Origin of the sequence: Streptomyces sp. MspMP-M5, assembly GCF_000373585.1 — a bacterium.
Lineage (GTDB): Bacteria > Actinomycetota > Actinomycetes > Streptomycetales > Streptomycetaceae > Streptomyces.
This window is the reverse complement of the sequence record NZ_KB891878.1, coordinates 19,229-36,353: the sequence shown is the minus strand read 5'-3', so window position 1 is coordinate 36,353 and position 17,125 is coordinate 19,229. Positions and strand designations below refer to the sequence as shown.

Annotated in this window: 15 protein-coding genes and 1 tRNA gene; 10 read left to right on the top strand and 6 right to left on the bottom strand. The window is 74.1% G+C overall.

What is annotated here, in order from left to right:
- The first annotated feature begins 5 nt into the window (after positions 1–5).
- The 6 genes from B073_RS0108380 (at position 6) to B073_RS0108355 (ending at position 3,896) form a co-directional block, all read left to right on the top strand.
- Complete coding sequence (locus B073_RS0108380) at positions 6–1,496, top strand: AAA family ATPase (RefSeq protein WP_018537636.1); 1,491 nt, start codon at positions 6–8, stop codon at positions 1,494–1,496.
- Between the two features lie 122 nt (positions 1,497–1,618).
- Positions 1,619–2,089 (top strand): Hsp20/alpha crystallin family protein, encoded by a 471-nt coding sequence (locus B073_RS0108375; RefSeq protein ID WP_018537635.1) that lies wholly within the window; start codon positions 1,619–1,621, stop codon positions 2,087–2,089.
- Positions 2,090–2,239: 150 nt separating this feature from the next.
- Entirely contained in the window at positions 2,240–2,467 is a 228-nt protein-coding gene (locus B073_RS0108370; protein ID WP_018537634.1) for a DUF1918 domain-containing protein, read from the top strand.
- A gap of 5 nt (positions 2,468–2,472) precedes the next feature.
- Positions 2,473–2,691: a hypothetical protein gene (locus B073_RS0108365; protein ID WP_018537633.1), complete on the top strand. Its 219-nt coding sequence runs from the start codon at positions 2,473–2,475 to the stop codon at positions 2,689–2,691.
- Between the two features lie 141 nt (positions 2,692–2,832).
- Positions 2,833–3,309 carry an Hsp20/alpha crystallin family protein gene (locus B073_RS0108360; protein WP_018537632.1) on the top strand — a complete coding sequence of 159 codons (477 nt, stop codon included), beginning with the start codon at positions 2,833–2,835 and terminating at the stop codon, positions 3,307–3,309.
- A gap of 44 nt (positions 3,310–3,353) precedes the next feature.
- The gene (locus B073_RS0108355; protein WP_018537631.1) at positions 3,354–3,896 is read left to right on the top strand and encodes an SRPBCC family protein; all 543 of its coding nucleotides are present in this window, start codon (positions 3,354–3,356) and stop codon (positions 3,894–3,896) included.
- On the opposite strand, the gene thiI is transcribed toward B073_RS0108355, so the two are convergent.
- The 5 genes from thiI to B073_RS0108330 form a co-directional block, all read right to left on the bottom strand.
- On the bottom strand, positions 3,871–5,175 hold the full coding sequence (gene thiI, locus B073_RS0108350; protein ID WP_018537630.1) for a tRNA uracil 4-sulfurtransferase ThiI: 1,305 nt from the start codon (positions 5,173–5,175) through the stop codon (positions 3,871–3,873). The genes B073_RS0108355 and thiI overlap by 26 nt on opposite strands.
- A 123-nt stretch (positions 5,176–5,298) precedes the next feature.
- Positions 5,299–6,201, bottom strand: a complete 903-nt coding sequence (locus tag B073_RS39425) for a glycosyltransferase family 2 protein (RefSeq protein ID WP_018537629.1) — start codon at positions 6,199–6,201, stop codon at positions 5,299–5,301.
- Positions 6,202–6,666: 465 nt separating this feature from the next.
- Positions 6,667–8,286, bottom strand: coding sequence for an ABC-F family ATP-binding cassette domain-containing protein (locus B073_RS0108340; protein WP_026247186.1), 1,620 nt, complete (start codon positions 8,284–8,286; stop codon positions 6,667–6,669).
- Between the two features lie 64 nt (positions 8,287–8,350).
- Positions 8,351–9,115 (bottom strand): class I SAM-dependent DNA methyltransferase, encoded by a 765-nt coding sequence (locus B073_RS0108335; RefSeq protein WP_018537627.1) that lies wholly within the window; start codon positions 9,113–9,115, stop codon positions 8,351–8,353.
- 161 nt (positions 9,116–9,276) lie between these two features.
- The gene (locus tag B073_RS0108330; RefSeq protein ID WP_018537626.1) at positions 9,277–10,305 is read right to left on the bottom strand and encodes a DUF1259 domain-containing protein; all 1,029 of its coding nucleotides are present in this window, start codon (positions 10,303–10,305) and stop codon (positions 9,277–9,279) included.
- Positions 10,306–10,577: 272 nt separating this feature from the next.
- Between B073_RS0108330 and B073_RS0108325 the strand changes: the two genes are divergently transcribed.
- The 3 genes from B073_RS0108325 (at position 10,578) to fdnG (ending at position 15,739) form a co-directional block, all read left to right on the top strand.
- Complete coding sequence (locus tag B073_RS0108325) at positions 10,578–11,492, top strand: 4Fe-4S dicluster domain-containing protein (RefSeq protein ID WP_018537625.1); 915 nt, start codon at positions 10,578–10,580, stop codon at positions 11,490–11,492.
- On the top strand, positions 11,489–12,448 hold the full coding sequence (gene nrfD, locus B073_RS0108320; protein WP_018537624.1) for an NrfD/PsrC family molybdoenzyme membrane anchor subunit: 960 nt from the start codon (positions 11,489–11,491) through the stop codon (positions 12,446–12,448). Before B073_RS0108325 ends, nrfD begins: the two co-directional genes overlap by 4 nt.
- A gap of 141 nt (positions 12,449–12,589) precedes the next feature.
- Complete coding sequence (gene fdnG, locus B073_RS0108310; RefSeq protein WP_106731802.1) at positions 12,590–15,739, top strand: formate dehydrogenase-N subunit alpha; 3,150 nt, start codon at positions 12,590–12,592, stop codon at positions 15,737–15,739.
- A gap of 24 nt (positions 15,740–15,763) precedes the next feature.
- Here the strand turns inward: fdnG and selD are convergent, their stop codons facing one another.
- Entirely contained in the window at positions 15,764–16,789 is a 1,026-nt protein-coding gene (selD, locus tag B073_RS0108305) for a selenide, water dikinase SelD (RefSeq protein WP_026247185.1), read from the bottom strand.
- Positions 16,790–16,909: 120 nt separating this feature from the next.
- On the opposite strand from selD, the gene B073_RS46285 reads away from it, so the two are divergent.
- Positions 16,910–17,002 (top strand) — tRNA-Sec (locus B073_RS46285).
- Positions 17,003–17,125: the final 123 nt, after the last annotated feature.

Below are 17,125 nucleotides of genomic sequence, written 5' to 3'. Positions count from 1 at the left end.
GGCCCGTGTCGTCATCGGATGCCACTGCCCTGCCGGCCCGGCCCGACCGGATCTTCGACCGTGCCGACGAGTGGACGGATCTCGTCGGCTTCGCCCGCGATCCCCGTCCGGGCGCCACCCTCGCGCTGGTCTCCGGGCAGCGCCGCCAGGGCAAGACGTTCCTGTTGGAGGCGGTGAGCCAGGCCACCGACGGCTTCTACTTCGACGGGCAGGCGGCGGCCGAGGCGGAGTCCCTGCGGCGGCTGGCCGAGCGGCTGGCCGCCCACACCGGAGCGGAGCGGCCGCCGCACTGGCACCGGTGGGACGACGCGGTGGAGGCGCTGCTCGCGCTGGGCGACGAACGGCCCGCGCCGGTGATCGTCGACGACTTCCCCGAGCTGGTCGGGCACAGCCCCGCCCTGCCGTCCGTGCTGCACTGCGCCTTCGTGCGCATGCACGAGCAGCGCCCGCACAACCGCACCCGGCTGATCCTCAGCGGCGCCAGCCCGGCCGTCATCCGCCGGCTCTTCGCCGGCCCGTCGTCGCTGCACGGCCTGGCCTCCCTGGAGCTGGTCGTGCGGCCGTTCGGCTTCCGGAAGGCGGCCCGCTTCTGGGGCATCCGCTCGCCCCGGCTCGCGGTGCAGGTGCACGCCGTCGTCGGCGGCACCCCGGCCTACCGCGGCGACCTGGTCTGCGACGACGTGCCGGCCGGCCCGGACGACTTCGACGCCTGGGTGTGCCGGACGGTGCTCAATCCGCGGGTGCCGCTGTTCTGGGAGGCCCGCCATCTGCTGGAGCAGGAGGGCGACTACGCCGACCGCGCCCTGTGCCACTCGGTGCTGGTCGCGATCGCCGGCGGCCGCTCCACCCCCGGCGGGATCGCCGACCGCCTGGGAGCCTCGCTGCACGAGGTCTCGCACGTCCTGGCCGTGATGCGGAACCACGGGCTGCTGCACGGCGAAGCCGACGCGTTCCGGCCGGGCCTGACCCGCTACCGCATCGCCGAACCGCTGCTGGCCTTCGAGCACGCCGTCGCCTGGCCGCACCGGGCCGCCCTGGAGCAGGAGGACCCGGCCGCCGTCTGGCGCCGGGTCCGCCCGGACTTCGACGCCTCGGTGGCCGCGCCGCACTTCGCCCAGCTCTGCCGGGACTGGGCCACCCGGTACGCCGCCTGGGACACCTTCGGCGGGGAGGCCGCGACGGCGGTTCGCGGCACCGTCCTCGATCCGGAGGAGAACGGCCGGCTCGACGCGGAGGTGGTCGTCCGCGGCACGGCCGACGGGCGCCCGGGAGTGCTGCTGTCGGTCGGGGTGGCCTGCTGGAACGAGGTCATGGACGCCCCGCACCTGGCCCGGCTGCGCCGCATCCTCGCCCTCCTCGCCGCGTCCGGCGAGGACACCGGCCAGATCGTGCCGGCCTGCTACGGCGGCGTCGGCTTCGGCCCGGAGCTGCGGGCCGCGGAGGCCAAGGGCGAGGTCCTGCTGATCGGCATCGACCGGCTCTACCACGGTGCATGACCGGCAATACCTGACGACCCGTCAGTAGAGTGCGGCCCGTCCGACTCGCGCCGCCGCGCCGGGCATGGCCAGCATGGAGGGAGCGGAGGCGTTCCGCTGCCCGTACGGGGAGGTGATCCGTGATGAATCTGCCGAGGCGCCACCGGTCCGGCGGCCCGTGGGAGCACGGGGCGGGCCTGCCCCGGCCGATGGCCGAGGTCCAGGAACTCTTCGACCGGATGAGCCACCTGCTGGAGTCCGCCGTGTTCCCCGCGTCCCTGACCGAGACGATGGCCTTCACCCCGCCCGCCGACCTGCACGAGACCGACGAGGCGTATGTGGTCGAGTGCGAACTGCCCGGAATCGCCCGCCAGGACGTCGACGTCGAGGTCGGCGAGCATGAGGTGAGCATCTCCGGCGAGTTCCGGGCGTCCGGGCGGGCCGGCGCGCTGCGCCACGGCGGGCGTCCCACCGGGGCGTTCGAGTACCGGGCGCTGCTGCCGGTGGACGTCAAGGCCGACGAGGTGACCGCCGCGCTCTCGGACGGTGTCCTCACGGTGACGATCCCCAAGGCGCAGGCCGCCAGGCCGCGCCACGTCGAGATCCAGGGCTGAACCGCCAGGACGCCACGGCGCCTTGCGGCGGTCGGCCCCGGCTCCTCGTGCGGACGGCCGCCGCGTACGCACACTGGAAGCAGGCGGGGCGCACGGCCCCCGGAGGGCATGCGCGCACAGTCACGGCAGTGCAGGGAAGGGTGAGCGGCGATGCAGGCGCACGAGGGAGACGTACTGCGCTTCACCGGACGCGCGGTGGGCAGCCCGGAGCACCGGGCCACGGTGGTCGAGGTGCTCGGCCGCAACGGCGCACCCCCGTACCGGGTGCGCTACGAGGACGGCCACGAGACGGAGATCTTCCCCGGACCGGGCTGTGTCACCGAAGCCGCCGCCGGGGCGCGCCCGGCGCGGACCGACGCGCCCCGGCACACGGTGTAGTCCCCATGGGACGCAAAGCGGCGGCTCGCCGGCACCGCGCGACGCCCGCCGGAACGGGACAGGGCGGCCGCGCCGACCAGACGGGCCGCACCAAGAAACCGCGGGGCCCGGCCGACGGCTCGCCGCGCGCCGACGAACTCCCCGGCGGCCGGCTGCCGCCGCACCAGGAGCCGAAGCCGAAGCGCCCGGTCCGGACGATCCGGGTGCCCCGCCTGTTCGGCTGAGCCCGCGGCCCGGCTCGCGAAGTCGCCGGGCCGGAGCGCGACGCGCAGCATGGAAGCGGGCCCCGGAAGCAGACCCCACGGGGCCCGGCACGCATCGGCCGGACGCCATGCGAACCCCATCGAGGCGCGGAGGTGACCGCGATGAACATGCCCGTACGACACCGGCCCGGCAGCTTCCTGGAGCAGGCTCTGCCGGCCTGGGGCGAGCCGATCGCCTCGGAGTTCGACGACCTCTACGAGCGGATGGGCCGGCTGCTCGAAGCCACCGGCGGTGGCACCGCGCTCGCCGGGCGGAGCCAGTGGGCGCCGCTGGCGGACCTGCACGAGACCGACGACGCCTATATCGTCGAGGCCGAACTCCCCGGGGTGAAACGCGACGACGTCGACGTCGAGATCGGCAACCGGGAACTGCGCATCACCGGCGAGTACAAGGAATGCGGGCACGAGGGCGTACTGCGCCGCACCACCCGCCGCACCGGCCGCTTCACCTTCCGCGCGGCGCTGCCCGTCGACGTCCGGACCGACGAGGTCACGGCGAACCTGACGGACGGCGTGCTGACCGTGACCCTCCCCAAGGCGGAGGCCACCACGCCCCGGCACATCGAGATCACGGACTGACGCGCGACGGCGGGCGTCCGCATCGCGCTCTGGAGACACCCCCCATGGACAGCAACGCGTTCGTCTACACCACCTACATCCGGACCACACCGGAGCGGCTCTGGCAGGCCCTCACCGACCCGTCGTTCACCCGCCGCTACTGGGGCGCGGAGTTCGCCACGGACTGGCGGACCGGCTCGACCATGGACTGGACCGAGCGCGGGGCCACCGTCACCGACCCCGAGCAGGTCGTCCTGGAGTCCACCCCACACCGGCGACTGTCGTACACCTGGCACACCTTCACCCCCGAGTGGGCCCGGAGCGTCGGCGTCGCGGACGACGTCCGGGCCAGGCTCGCGGCCGAGCCGCGCTCGAAGGTGACGTTCGAGATCGAGCCGCTCGGCGAGTTGGTGAGGCTCACCGTCGTGCACGACGGCTTCGCGGCCGGCTCCACCGCCCGCGGCATGATCGAGCACGGCTGGCCCGCACTGCTGTCCAACCTCAAGACCCTGCTGGAGACGGGCGAACTGCTGCCGGAGCCGGAGCCGGAGCCGGAGCCGGAGCCGGAGCCCGCGTCCCGGATCACGTCCGGGACGGGGCGGGCGTAGCCGCCGCGGCCCCGGCTTCCTCCGCGTTCCCCGTGTCCTCCTCCGTGTCCCCCTCCGCCTCGTCCCCGCCCGGACACAGGATCTGCGCGCCGGCCAGCAGCTCCGCGATCACCTCGTCGAGGTCCAGCCGCCGCTCCACCGCGTGCAGATGGGGCAGCGCGGCCCGGGTGCTCACCCGGGGCGGGGCGAGCAGCCGGCAGCAGTCCTCGTCCGGCAGGACGGAGACGTCCGCCGTGCCGATGGTCCGCGCCTCGTCGATGATCTCCTGCTTCTCCCAGCCGACCAGCGGCCGGACGACGGGCAGCGCGGCGGCTTCGTCCACCGCGGCGAGGTTCGCCAGCGTCTGGCTGGCCACCTGCCCCAGGCTGTCCCCGGTCACCAGCGCCTGCGCCCGGATCCGGCCGGCCAGTACCGAGGCGGCCCGGACCATCAACCGCCGCTGGGCCACCACCTGCAGCCGGCCCGCCCCGGCCACCGCCAGCTGCCGCTGCGCCCGCCCCAGGGCGATGACGTACAGCCTGCCCGGCGGCTGGTAGCGGTTGAGTTCCCGGGCGAGCGCGTACGCCTTGTACGCCGAGGACGCGTTGGTGTACGGGGCGCCCGTGAAGTGGACGAAGTCGCAGGCCAGTCCGCGGCGCATGGCACGGTAGGCGGCCACCGGCGAGTCGAAGCCGCCGGACAGCAGCACCAGGGCGCGGCCGCTCGCCCCGACCGGCAGCCCGCCCTGCCCCGGATAGCGGGCCCAGGACAGATAGGTCTCCCGGTGGTCGACCTCGATCGCCAGCCGGACGCCCGGGTGCGAGAGGTCGACCGGCAGTCCGCCCAGCGCCTCCTGGACCCGCCCCCCGACATACGCCTCCAGCTGCGTCGACGTCATCGGGAACGTCTTGTCCCGGCGCCGGACCCGGACCGCGAAACTCGCCACCGGCCGCTGCGCCACCACCGCGCCCAGCGTCCGCACCGCCGCCGTGGTGATCGCGTCCACGGCGCTGGGCACCCGGATCGCCGGCTCGACGGAGTTGAAACCGATCACCCGGCGGGCCCGTTCGACCAGGACCTCCTGCGGCACCTGCCCGCCCAGCACGGTGACGTTCTGCGCGGTCTTGATCCACGTGGAGCCGCCGACGCCGCGCAGCGCGAGCCGGAGGTTGTCGTGCAGCCGCTCGGTGAACAGCCGGCGGTTGCGCCCCTTGAGGAAGATCTCGCCGTGCTTGAGCAGGACGCAGGAGCGGTACGGGCCGGGCGTCCCGGTGAGGGGATTGCGTGGTGCGCCGGACACAACTCTCCTTCGTGCGTCGTGGTGCGGCCCGGGGCGCGGCCCACCGGCTCCCCGCCCGGCGGACCTGCCGCATCTCCAGGGTAGACACGCGGGCCTCCCGGGCCGTCGTCCGGCGTCGCCGGCTCAGCCCACCGGGGCGGCACGGTGGCGGCCGGCGAGCACCCGGGCGGCGAGCTCGAAGCGCAGGGCGCACTCGTGCCGCCCCGGGCCCGGGCCGGCCGGGGCGATGGCCGGCTCGAACGCCCGCTGCAGGGCGACCACCAGATCGTCGTGCTTGCCGGCGAAGTAGGCGAGATTGCGCCGCCACTCGCGGTGCCGCGCCGTGGAGACCGGCTCCCGGTGCAGGTGGTAGGCGCCCGCCTCGGGCGCGTAGCGCAGCCGCAGACCGCGCCGGGTGAGCCGGTAGCCCAGCTCGGAGTCCTCCAACCCCCAGCCCACGAACGCCTCGTCGAAGCCGCCGGCGGCCACCAGATGACGCCGCCGCACCGACGCGTTGCACGCCCACAGGTAGTGCCAGGCGGTCTCCAGGTCGGCCAGCTCGCAGTCGAACGCCTCCAGCACCGGCTCCCGTTCGTCGCCCCGCACCACCGGCGGCAGCGCCTCGAAGCTGAACTCGTACCGCAGCCGCTCCCGGTCCACCGGCCCGTCCCCCAACTGGAACCGCCGGCCGACGACCACCGCCCCGTCGTCCCCGGCATGGGCCCGGGCGTGCTCGGCGAGGAACGTCGGCGCCACCACCTGGTCCGCGTCGAGCAGCACCACAAGATCCCCGGCCGCCCGCGCCAGCCCGAGGTTGCGGGCCCGGGCCCGGCCGGACGCGGCGGAGCGCGGCGCGTACACATAGCGGAGGTCCAGGCCGGACGGGAGGCCCGCGACCATCCGGTCCGTGCCGTCGGCCGAGCCGTCGTCCACCACTATCACCTCGGACGAGTGCTGCGCTTCGAGCGACTGACGGGCCAGGGACAGCAGGCACAGCTCCAGCACGTCCCGGGCGCGGTAGGCGGGGATGACGACACTGATCCTCATGCTCCGACGGGCCTCATCTCGGTGGGCGACAGCCTGGTGAAGAACCCGCACGGCCGGTGCCCACCCGGAGTCATGGCGACGCCCACGGCGTGGGACGGACCCGGGGATGCGCCGGTGTCTCGGGGAGCGCGGCGTGCTGCGGGTGAGGGGTGATGGGGTGACGCGGGACGGCCCGGGAAGTCAACCACCGCGTCAAGGAAAGGGTCAACGACACCCTTTCGTACCGGAATTGACCCTCTTGACGTGCCCCTCCCGCTGCGGTAGCCGCCGTTCGCCGGCACCCGTGGGGGCGCTGGGGCGCGGACGGAGTCCTGAGGCGGGCGCGCGCGGCGACGGCCGCCCGGCGCGGACGCCCGTCCGGACCGGGCCCCGTGCCGCCCCGCCCGCCCGCAGCCCGAACGGCCCAGCGGAAACCGGCCCGAACACGGCCGAGATGATGCCGCCCACGGGTGGGACGGACCGGAGCTACCGGCGCCGCTCCACCCTGCGCTCGTCCCACACCGCTTCCGGCGTCTCCCGGACCCGGCCGTCCTGCCCGAAGACCAGATACCGGTCGAAGGAACGGGCGAACCAGCGGTCGTGGGTGACCACCAGCGCCGTGCCCTCGTACGCCTCCAGGCCCTTCTGCAGCGCCTCGGCCGACTCGAGGTCGAGGTTGTCCGTCGGCTCGTCCAGCAGCAGCGCGGTCGCCCCGCCGATCTCCAGCAGCAGGATCTGGAACCGCGCCTGCTGCCCGCCGGACAGCTTCTCGAAGGGCTGGTCCCCGTGCCGGTCGAGTTCGTACCGGCGCAGCGCGCTCATCGCCGGCCCCCGGCTGCGCGCATGCTCGGTCCACAGGATCTCGACGAGCGTGCGCCGCATCAGCTCCGGCCGGGCGTGGGTCTGCGCGAAGTGGCCCGGCACCACCCGGGCGCCCAGTTTCCACTGCCCGCCGTGCGCGACGTCCTCACCCGCCAGCAGCCGCAGGAAGTGCGACTTCCCCGAGCCGTTGGACCCCAGGACCGCGACCCGCTCGCCGTAGAAGACCTCCAGGTCGAACGGCTTCATCAGCCCCGTCAGCTCCAACTGCCGGCAGGTCACCGCCCGGACGCCGGTGCGGCCGCCCGTCAGCCGCATGGTGATCTTCTGCGGGCGCGGCGGCTCAGGCGGCGGGCCGATCTCCTCGAATTTCTGCAGCCGGGTCTGCGCCGCGTGGTACCGCGAGGCCATCTCGTCGCTGCGCGAGGCGTACTGCCGCATGTCGGCCACCAGCCGCTTGAGCTGGGCGTGCTTCTCGTCCCAGCGCCGCCGCAGCTCCTCGAACCGCTCGAACCGCTCGGCCCGCGCCGCGTGGTACGTCGCGAAGCCGCCGCCGTGCACCCACACGTCGCTGCCCGCCGCACCGGGCTCCACGCTCACGATCCGCTGCGCCGCCCGCGCCAGCAGCTCCCGGTCGTGGGAGACGAACAGCACCGTCTTACGGGTCTCCCGCAGCTGCTCCTCCAGCCACTGCTTGCCGGGCACGTCGAGGTAGTTGTCCGGCTCGTCGAGCAGCAGCACCTCGTCCGGGCCGCGCAGCAGTGCCTCCAGCACCAGCCGCTTCTGCTCGCCGCCGGAGAGCGTGCGCACCGCCCGCCACTGTGCCTTCTCGTAGGGGATGCCCAGCGCGGACATCGTGCACATGTCCCACACCGTCTCGGCCTCGTACCCGCGGGCCTCCGCCCAGTCGCTCAGGGCCTGCGCGTACTGCATCTGCGCGGCCTCGTCGTCCCGCTCCATGAGGGCCGTCTCGGCCTCGTCGACGGCGTGCGCCGCCTGCCGGATCCGCTCCGGCGCCACCGCCACCAGCAGATCCCGGACCGTCCGCTCGTCCCGCACCGAGCCGACGAACTGGGGCATCACCCCCAGCCCGCCGCTGACCGTCACCGACCCGCCGTGCGGCCTCAACTCACCCGAGATCAGCCGCAACAGCGTGGTCTTGCCCGCGCCGTTCGCCCCGACGAGCGCGGCCACCGCCCCCTCGCCCACCCGGAAGGAGGCGTCGTCGAGCAGCACCCGCCCGTCCGGAAGGTAGTACTCCACGTGCGCGACTTCTACATGCCCCATGAACCGACCCAAACTGAAGAACGCCGAGAAAGCCGAGAAAGAAGAACGCCGAGAAACCGCTTTGTCACGGCAGGGCCCCGCCGTCGGCCGCCGGCTTCTCCCAGACCGACACATGCCGGCGGCTCTCGCCGGTGAACGCCTCGCCCGCCCACCCGGCCCAGCGCTCGCGCAGCCGCAGCCCGGCCAGCTGCGCCATCAGATCGAGTTCCGCCGGCCAGACGTACCGGAAGGGGATCGACCGATAGCGGCCGCGCCCGTCGACGACATCGACGTAGTTCGAGCTCATCGCCTGCGTGGCGACGTCGTAGAGGTCGAACGCCCACCGGGTCGGGCTGATCTGGAACGGCACGGCGTGCTGTCCCGCCGGGAGCTTCCGCAGCTCGGGGACCATCACCTCGACGACGAAGCAGCCGCCCGGTGCGAGGTGCACCGCGACATTGCGGAAGCAGGCGACCTGCGCCTCCTGGGACGTCAGATTCATGACGGTGTTGAAGACCAGGTAGGCGAGGGAGAACGTCCCGTCCACCCGCGTGGTGGCGAAGTCGCCGATCGTCACGCCGATGCCGTCGCCGCCCGGCTTGGCCCGCAGCCGGGCGACCATCGCCCGCGACAGGTCGATGCCGTGGACCGGCACCCCGCGGCGCGCCAGCGGCAGCGCGATCCGCCCCGTCCCGACGCCCAGCTCCAGCGCCCGCCCGCGCCCGGCGCGCCGGACCAGGAAATCGACCGCCGGCTCCACAACTCCCGCCGCGAACATCTCCGCTGACGACTCGTCATAGGTTTCCGCGACACCCTGCCCGAAGTATCCGTCCGCATCGACATCGACCATGCTCGGACCGTACTGCGCAGGGCGCCCGCACCGCTCGGCATTTTCGCGCGGGTCCAGCCGTTCCCGGCCAGGTCCCGGCCCCGGGCCGCGGGGCAGGCGGGCACCTCGTGCCGGGCAGCGGACCGTCGTGCGGCCTCCGACCGCCGGCGGAGGTGGCGGGGTCAGCTGCCGACCGCGACGACGTCGGTGGCGTCCACCGCGCGGCGCAGGGCGCGGGCGAGCCGGACGGCGTCGCCGACCGCCCACACATGGACGAAGAACAGCCGGGGCTCGTCCGTCAGGCCGTGGTTGTGCAGCTCGACGAGCTTGGCGTCGGCCTTCCGCAGCGCCCGCAGGACGTCCTGGACCTCGTCGGCGACCATGCAGCAGTCCGCGCTGACCGCGGCCCGGCCGTCGCCCAGCGGCTGGAAGTTGAAGGCGCTGGTCGAGCCCAGGCCCGGCGGCAGCACCAGCCTGCCGTCGGTGATCTTCTCCCGGCGGACGAAGATGCACTTGTAGATGCCGTCGTCCACGGACCCCTTGGCGCGCATCGCATCGTCGATCCCGTCGGTGTCCAGATCGACGTCGTCGTCCGCGTCGGACTCCTTCTCCTTCGCGAGCGGGGTGCCGGTGCCGTCGAACGCCTTGCGGATACCGCGCGCCAGGGCCACCGGGTCGTCGCCGTGCCCGTGCACATGGACCCACCAGATGTCGGGCCGCTGGGAGAGCAGGTGCTTGTGCAGCGCGGTCAGGGCGAGGTCGTGCTTCTGCAACGTGTCGACGAAACCCTGGAGTTCGTCCTCGGTCACCACCACGTCGCCCATCAGCAGGGTGCTGTCGTCGGCGTAGCGGACGAAGGAGACGTGCGAGCCCAGTGCGAGGGCCGGTTTGACGTGGACGCGATGGGAGGCCACCTTGAGGTCCCGGCGGGGGAGGCCGGTGTGGTACATCACCTTGCGTTTCATGTCGCCGGTCCGGCCCATCGTCCTGGCCACCGACTTCCAGTGGGAGAGCGTGGTCTGGACCGGTTCGATCAGCTTCCGCGCGGCCGGCGCGAGCGCCTCGGCCGACCCGCCCGGCAGGGCGGCCGGACGGGCCCGCGCCGGGGTCGGCGCCGCGGCCAGCAGCGGCGCGAAGGCCGCTGCGGCCAGTACGCGCCGCCGAGGAGAACCCGCTCGCGGATCGGGGGTCTGCTGTCGTTCTCCAGCCATGACGTGAATACCTCCACGGTGACCTCCCTCAGGAGGAGTTGGATGCTTCCCCGCACTGATCGCGGGTCTCCCCGTGGTTGCGGGCCAGCTGGGCTAAGCGGTCATCGTGATGGGTGAGGGCTCGGGGCCGGACGGCCGGTCCCGTTGACGGCTCCGGCGTCCGGGCCCCTCCGGGGCGTCCGCGCGGCCGGCTCCCCCGATTGCCCGGCGGCCGGTGCCGGGGCCGTCGGCAGCGCCGAGACTGATCGGAGCGCAGGGAGGAGGAGCCGCCCATGACCGACCACGACCGGGCCGCCGGCCACGGCGACCCACCGCCGCGCATGGGCTTCTTCACCGACACCTCGGTCTGCATCGGTTGCAAGGCATGCGAGGTGGCCTGCAAGGAATGGAACGCCATCCCCGAGGACGGCCTGGAACTGACCGGCATGTCCTACGACAACTCCCAGCGGCTGAGCGCCGACACCTGGCGCCATGTGGCCTTCGTCGAGCAGCGCCGCACCCCCGCGGACGACCACGCGGACGTCGACGTCTTCCAGGCCGCCGCACGGCTGGGCGCCGTCCCGGACGGCCCGTCACCCGGGCCCGGGTCCGCCGCCCCGCCCGCCCCCGACGGCCGCACCGAGCTGCGCTGGCTGATGTCCTCCGACGTGTGCAAGCACTGCACCCGCGCCGCCTGCCTCGACGTCTGCCCCACCGGATCGCTGTTCCGCACCGAGTTCGGGACCGTCGTGGTACAGGAGGACATCTGCAACGGCTGCGGCTACTGCGTGCCCGCCTGCCCCTACGGCGTCATCGACCAGCGGTCCGGCGACGGCCGGGCGTGGAAGTGCACCCTGTGCTACGACCGGCTGGGCGCCGGCGCCGAACCGGCCTGCGCCAAGGCGTGCCCCACCGACTCCATCCAGTTCGGACCGCTGGACGAACTGCGGGAGCGGGCCGCGGCCCGCATCGCCCGGCTGCACGCCGACGGCGTCGCCGAGGCCCGCCTCTACGGGGAGAGCCCGCACGACGGCGTCGGCGGGGACGGCGCGTTCTTCCTGCTGCTGGACGAGCCGGAGGTCTACGGGTTGCCCCCGGACCCCGTCGTCACCACCCGGGACCTGCCGGCCATGTGGCGTTACGCGGCCGCGGCCGCCGCGACCCTGGCCGCCGGAGTCGCCGTCAGTTTCCTCAGGAGAGACCGTTGACGCAGTCCAGGACCAACGGCCGGCGCGACCGCGGCGGGAAGGGCGAGCGGCCCGTCGTCCCCCGGGCGGACTTCGCCTCCTACTACGGCCGCCCGGTGCTCAACAAGCCGACCTGGCAGGCCCTCGACATCGCCGGCTACGTCTTCCTCGGCGGACTCGCGGGCAGCTCCTCCCTGCTCGCCGCCGGCGCCCACCGCACCGGCCGCCCCCGGCTCGCCCGCGCGGCCAAGACGGGCGCGTCGGCGGCGATCACCCTGTCGCTGGGCGCCCTCGTACACGACCTCGGCCGGCCGGCCCGCTTCCTGCACATGCTGCGGGTCCTCAAGCCGACCTCGCCGATGAACCTCGGCTCCTGGCTGCTCGCGGGCTACGCACCCCTGGCGGTCGGCGCCGCCCTGAGCGACCTGACCGGCGCCGGCCGGCGGGCCGGGGCGGCCGCGACCGCCGCGGCGGCGGCCCTGGGGCCGGCCGTCACCACCTACACCGCCGTCCTCCTCAGCGACACCGCCGTACCGTCCTGGCACGAGGGGTACCGTCAGCTGCCGTTCGCCTTCGCCGGCTCGGGGGCCGCCGCCGCGGCCGGCCTCGGCCTGCTGGCCGCCCCGGTGCGGGAAGCCGGCCCGGCGCGCCGGCTCGCGGTCCTCGGCGCCGCGCTGGAGGCCGGTGCGACCCGCCTGCTGACGCGGCGGATCGGGCTCGCCGCACAGCCGTACCGTACCGGCCGCGCCGGGGCCCTGATGCGGGCCGCGGAGGCGCTGACCGCGGGCGGCGCACTGCTGGCCGCCGGCCCCGGGCGGCGCAGCCGCCGGACCGCCGCGGCGGCCGGCGCCGCCCTGCTCGCCGGCTCCGCCGCGCTGCGCTTCGGGGTCTTCCACGCCGGCGTCGCCTCCGCCGAGGACCCCCGCTACACCGTCGTGCCGCAACGGGAGCGGCTGCGCGCCCGCGAGCGGGGGTGAGCCGCCGGCGGCCCGCCGGGGCCGGACGCGCTCCGGTTGCGGGGCGCCCGGTCGCCGTCGGATCGTGGCAGGACATGGCCGGGCCCGGGCGGGCGCGGCAGCGAGGGCCGCCGGACGGGAGCGGGAGAGGAGCCGATCGCCATGGGCGTGCACACCTGGATCGAGGGCTGGCCGGTCTACCGGCAGCTGACCGGCGACGACCCGACCGGCCGGGGAGCCGCGGCCAAGAGCCCCGCCACCGCGCACCGCACCGCACGCACCCGCACCGCCGACAAGGTCGTCCCGTCCGTCTGCCCGTACTGCGCGGTGGGCTGCGGCCAGAGCGTCTACGTCCAGGACGGCCGGGTCACCCAGATCGAGGGCGACCCCGACTCGCCCGTCTCACGCGGCCGGCTGTGCCCCAAGGGCGCCGCCAGCCTCCAGCTGACCACCGGCCCGGCCCGGGAGCACCACGCGCTCTACCGCCGCCCTCACGGCAGCCGCTGGGAGCGGATCGACCTGGTGACGGCGATGGACATGATCGCCGACCGGGTCGTCGAGGCCCGCCGCAAGGGCTGGCAGTGGGCGGCCGACGGGCTCCGCACCCGCCGCACGCTGGGCATCGCCAGCCTGGGCGGCGCCACCTTGGACAACGAGGAGAACTACCTCATCAAGAAGCTGTTCACGGCCCTGGGCGCGGTCCAGATCGAGAACCAGGCACGTATTTGACACTCCGCCACCGTTCCCGGTCTGGGAACCTCGTTCGGCCGCGGCGGTGCGACCACCTTCCAGCAGGACCTCCAGAACTCCGACTGCATCGTCATCCAGGGCTCGAACATGGCCGAGTGCCATCCGGTCGGGTTCCAGTGGGTGATGGAGGCCAAGGCCCGCGGCGCGCGGATCGTCCACGTCGACCCGCGCTTCACCCGCACCAGCGCCCTGGCGGACCTGCACGTCCCGCTGCGCGCCGGCAGCGACATCGCCTTCCTCGGCGGCCTGATCAACCACGTCCTGCGCACCGAGGCGTACTTCCGCGCGTACGTGGTCGCCTACACCAACGCGCCGTTCGTCCTCGGCGAGGACTTCCGCGACACCGAGGACCTGGCCGGTGTCTTCTCCGGCCTGGACCGGGACGGCCGCGTCTACGACACCACCAGCTGGCAGTACGAGGCCGCCGAGACCGGCCACGGCGAGCCCCGCCGCGACGAGACCCTCACCCACCCGCGGTGCGTCTTCCAGGTGCTGCGGCGGCACTACGCCCGGTACACCCCCGAGCTGGTCGAGGAGGTCTGCGGGGTACCGCGTGCGCTGTTCCGTCAGGTGTGCGACCTGCTCACGCAGAACTCCGGCCGGGACCGCACCACCGCGTTCGCCTACGCGGTCGGCTGGACCCAGCACACCGTCGGCGTGCAGTACATCCGGGCCGCGGCCGTCCTGCAGACCCTCCTGGGCAACATCGGCCGCCCCGGCGGCGGCATCCTGGCGCTGCGCGGCCACGCCTCCATCCAGGGCTCCACCGACATCCCCACCCTCTTCGACCTGCTGCCCGGCTACCTCCCCATGCGGCAGGCCCACGAGGGCCAGGACCTGGCGGAGTTCGTGGCCGGCCGATCGCCGCGCAAGGGCTACTGGGGCGACCTGCGTGCCTACCTGGTCAGTCTGCTCAAGGCGTACTGGGGCGACGCGGCCACCGAGGAGAACGACTTCTGCTTCGACTACCTGCCCCGCCTGACCGGCTCGCACAGCACCTACGAGACCGTCCACGCCCAGCTCGACGGCGTCTGCAAGGGCTACTTCCTGATGGGCGAGAACCCGGCCGTCGGCTCGGCCAACGCCAAGCTGCAGCGGCTCGGCATGGCGGCCCTGGACTGGCTGGTGGTCCGCGACTTCTCGCTGATCGAATCGGCGACCTGGTGGCAGGACGGCCCCGAGATCGCCACCGGCGAACTGCGCACCGAGGACATCGGCACCGAGGTCTTCTTCCTGCCCGCCGCCGCCCACACCGAGAAGGCGGGCAGCTTCACCAACACCCAGCGGATGCTGCAATGGCACCACCAGGCCGTGGAACCGCCCGGGGACGCCCGCAGCGACCTGTGGTTCACCTACCACCTCGGCCGCCTCCTCAAGGCGAGACTGGCCGCCTCGAACGACCCGATGGACCACCCCGTCCGCGACCTGACCTGGGACTACCCGACCCACGGCGGGCACGCCGAACCGGACGCCGAGGCGGTGCTCGCCGAGATCAACGGCCGCGACGCCGACGGCCGTCCGCTGTCGTCCTACGAACAGCTCGCCGCGGACGGCTCGACCGCCTGCGGCTGCTGGATCTACTGCGGCGTCCACGCCGACGGGGTCAACCAGGCGGCCCGCCGCAAGCCCGGCCGGGACCAGAACTGGGTGGCCGCCGAGTGGGGTTGGGCCTGGCCCGCCAACCGGCGCATCCTCTACAACCGGGCCTCCGCCGACCCCGACGGCCGCCCCTGGAGCGCCCGCAAGGCCCTGGTGTGGTGGGACCCGGACCGGGCCGCCTGGACCGGCCACGACGTCCCCGACTTCCGCGCCTCCACCCCACCCGACCACCGCCCGCCGCCCGACGCCACCGGCGCCGCGGCGCTCTCCGGCACCGACGCCTTCGTCATGCAGGCCGACGGCAAGGCATGGCTGTACGCGCCGGCCGGCCTCGTCGACGGCCCGCTGCCCACCCACTACGAACCGCAGGAGTCGCCGTTCACCAACCCGCTCCACCCCCAACAGCACAACCCCGTACGGCACTTGCTGCGCCCGCACCCCGCCGACCGCTTCCACCCCGCCGGCGCCGCACCCGGCGCGGACGTCTTCCCGTACGTCGTGACCACCTACCGCCTCACCGAGCACCACACCGCCGGCGGCATGTCCCGCTGGCTGCCCTACCTGGCCGAACTCCAGCCGGAGTTCTTCTGCGAGGTGTCACCGGAACTGGCCGCCGAACGGGGACTGGCCCACACCGACTGGGCCACGATCGTCACCGCCCGCGGCGTCATCGAGGCCCGGGTGCTGGTCACCGACCGGATGGCGCCGCTGACCGTCCAGGGTCGCCGGATCCACCAGATCGGCCTGCCCTACCACTGGGGACCCAACGGCTACAGCACCGGCGACGCCGCCAACGAACTCCTCCACCTGTCCCTCGACCCCAACACCCACATCCAGGAGGCCAAGGCGCTGACCTGCGACATCCGCCCGGGACGGCGGCCGCGCGGCCCCGCCGCCGCGGCCCTGGTCGCGGCCTGCCGGCGGCGCGCCGGCATCACCGAGGACACCGGCCGGGAACCCTGACGACCGCGGCCCGGCCGCGCCCGCTCAGCGGACGACCAGCGTGCGCTCCGCCCACCCCACCAGCTCGCCGACGACCGGGGCGCCCGGCACCTCGCCGGCCACCAGCAGCCCACCGGACGTCTGCGCGTCCGCCAGCAGCAGCCGCGTCGCCTCGTCCGCGGTGCCGAAGTCGGTGTGCGGCGCGACCCACTCCAGATTCCGCCGGGTGCCGCCGCTGACGTACCCGTCCCGCACCGCCTCCCGGGCGCCGTCCAGCAACGGCACCGCCCCCGCGTCCAGCACCGCGGTCACCCCGGAGGCCCGCGCCAGCTTGAACAGATGGCCCAGCAGCCCGAACCCGGTGACGTCGGTCGCACACCGGGCACCCGCCGCCACGGCGGCCCGCGCCGCGTCCCGGTTGAGCGCCGCCATCGTCGCCACCGCCTCCTCGAACCGCTCCCCGGTCGCCTTGTGACGGTTGTTCAACACCCCGACGCCGAGCGGTTTGGTCAGCGACAGCGGCGTCCCCGGTACCCCGGCGTCGTTGCGCAGCAGCCGGTCCGGATCGGCGACCCCGGTCACCGCCATCCCGTACTTCGGCTCTGGATCGTCGATGCTGTGACCGCCGCCCACATGGCACCCCGCCGCCGACGCGACGTCCCAACCGCCCCGCAGCACCTCCCGCGCGAGGTCCGCCGGCAACACCTCCCGCGGCCAGGCCAGCAGATTCACCGCCAGCACCGGCTCCCCGCCCATCGCGTACACATCGGACAGCGCGTTGGCCGCCGCGATCCGCCCCCAGTCGTACGCATCGTCCACCACCGGCGTGAAGAAGTCCGCCGTCGAAACCACCGCCGTCCCGCCCGTGCCGCCGCCGGCCCCGCCCCCGCCCAACCGCACCACCGCCGCATCATCACCGGTCTCCAGCCCCACCACCAACTCCAGCCCCCCGGCAACACCCCCGCCCCGGTCCAACCCGGCCACCACCGCCTCCAACTCCCCCGGCGGAATCTTGCAGGCACACCCGCCACCCCGCGCATACTGCGTAAGCCGCACCCCCGCCACACTCATCGCCTCCTCCACAACCTCAGCGCCCTGCCGCTGCCTGCTGTCCGCCATGCCGTGCCGTCCCGGATCCGGGGCACCTCCCGGCCGGCCGGGTACCTTGGGCCGAGTCCGCCGACGCGGCGGGGAGGCGTGCGGGTGCCTGGTGGCCCTCCCGGTCTTCAAAACCGAGGTGTCCGAGGATCTCGGACAGGCGGGTTCGATTCCCGTCCGCCTCCGCTCGCCACGGCCTGCCGACCCGCGGACGGCTCCAGCGTACGGATCAGCACCTCAAACCGCGCCAAGCGCACCCGTACACGGCGCTCACCTCACCCCTACCGCCGACGCCGCTGCCGGCCGCAG

Bases quoted from the DNA above. Each gene is read 5' to 3' on its own strand.
- B073_RS0108375 (WP_018537635.1), top strand. From the start codon at position 1,619: ATGAATCTGCCGAGGCGCCACCGGTCCGGCGGCCCGTGGGAGCACGGG.
- B073_RS0108370 (WP_018537634.1), top strand. From the start codon at position 2,240: ATGCAGGCGCACGAGGGAGACGTACTGCGCTTCACCGGACGCGCGGTG.
- B073_RS0108365 (WP_018537633.1), top strand. From the start codon at position 2,473: ATGGGACGCAAAGCGGCGGCTCGCCGGCACCGCGCGACGCCCGCCGGA.
- B073_RS0108360 (WP_018537632.1), top strand. From the start codon at position 2,833: ATGAACATGCCCGTACGACACCGGCCCGGCAGCTTCCTGGAGCAGGCT.
- B073_RS0108355 (WP_018537631.1), top strand. From the start codon at position 3,354: ATGGACAGCAACGCGTTCGTCTACACCACCTACATCCGGACCACACCG.
- B073_RS39425 (WP_018537629.1), bottom strand. From the start codon at position 6,201: ATGAGGATCAGTGTCGTCATCCCCGCCTACCGCGCCCGGGACGTGCTG.
- B073_RS0108340 (WP_026247186.1), bottom strand. From the start codon at position 8,286: ATGGGGCATGTAGAAGTCGCGCACGTGGAGTACTACCTTCCGGACGGG.
- B073_RS0108335 (WP_018537627.1), bottom strand. From the start codon at position 9,115: ATGGTCGATGTCGATGCGGACGGATACTTCGGGCAGGGTGTCGCGGAA.
- B073_RS0108330 (WP_018537626.1), bottom strand. From the start codon at position 10,305: ATGGCTGGAGAACGACAGCAGACCCCCGATCCGCGAGCGGGTTCTCCT.
- B073_RS0108325 (WP_018537625.1), top strand. From the start codon at position 10,578: ATGACCGACCACGACCGGGCCGCCGGCCACGGCGACCCACCGCCGCGC.
- selD (WP_026247185.1), bottom strand. From the start codon at position 16,789: ATGAGTGTGGCGGGGGTGCGGCTTACGCAGTATGCGCGGGGTGGCGGG.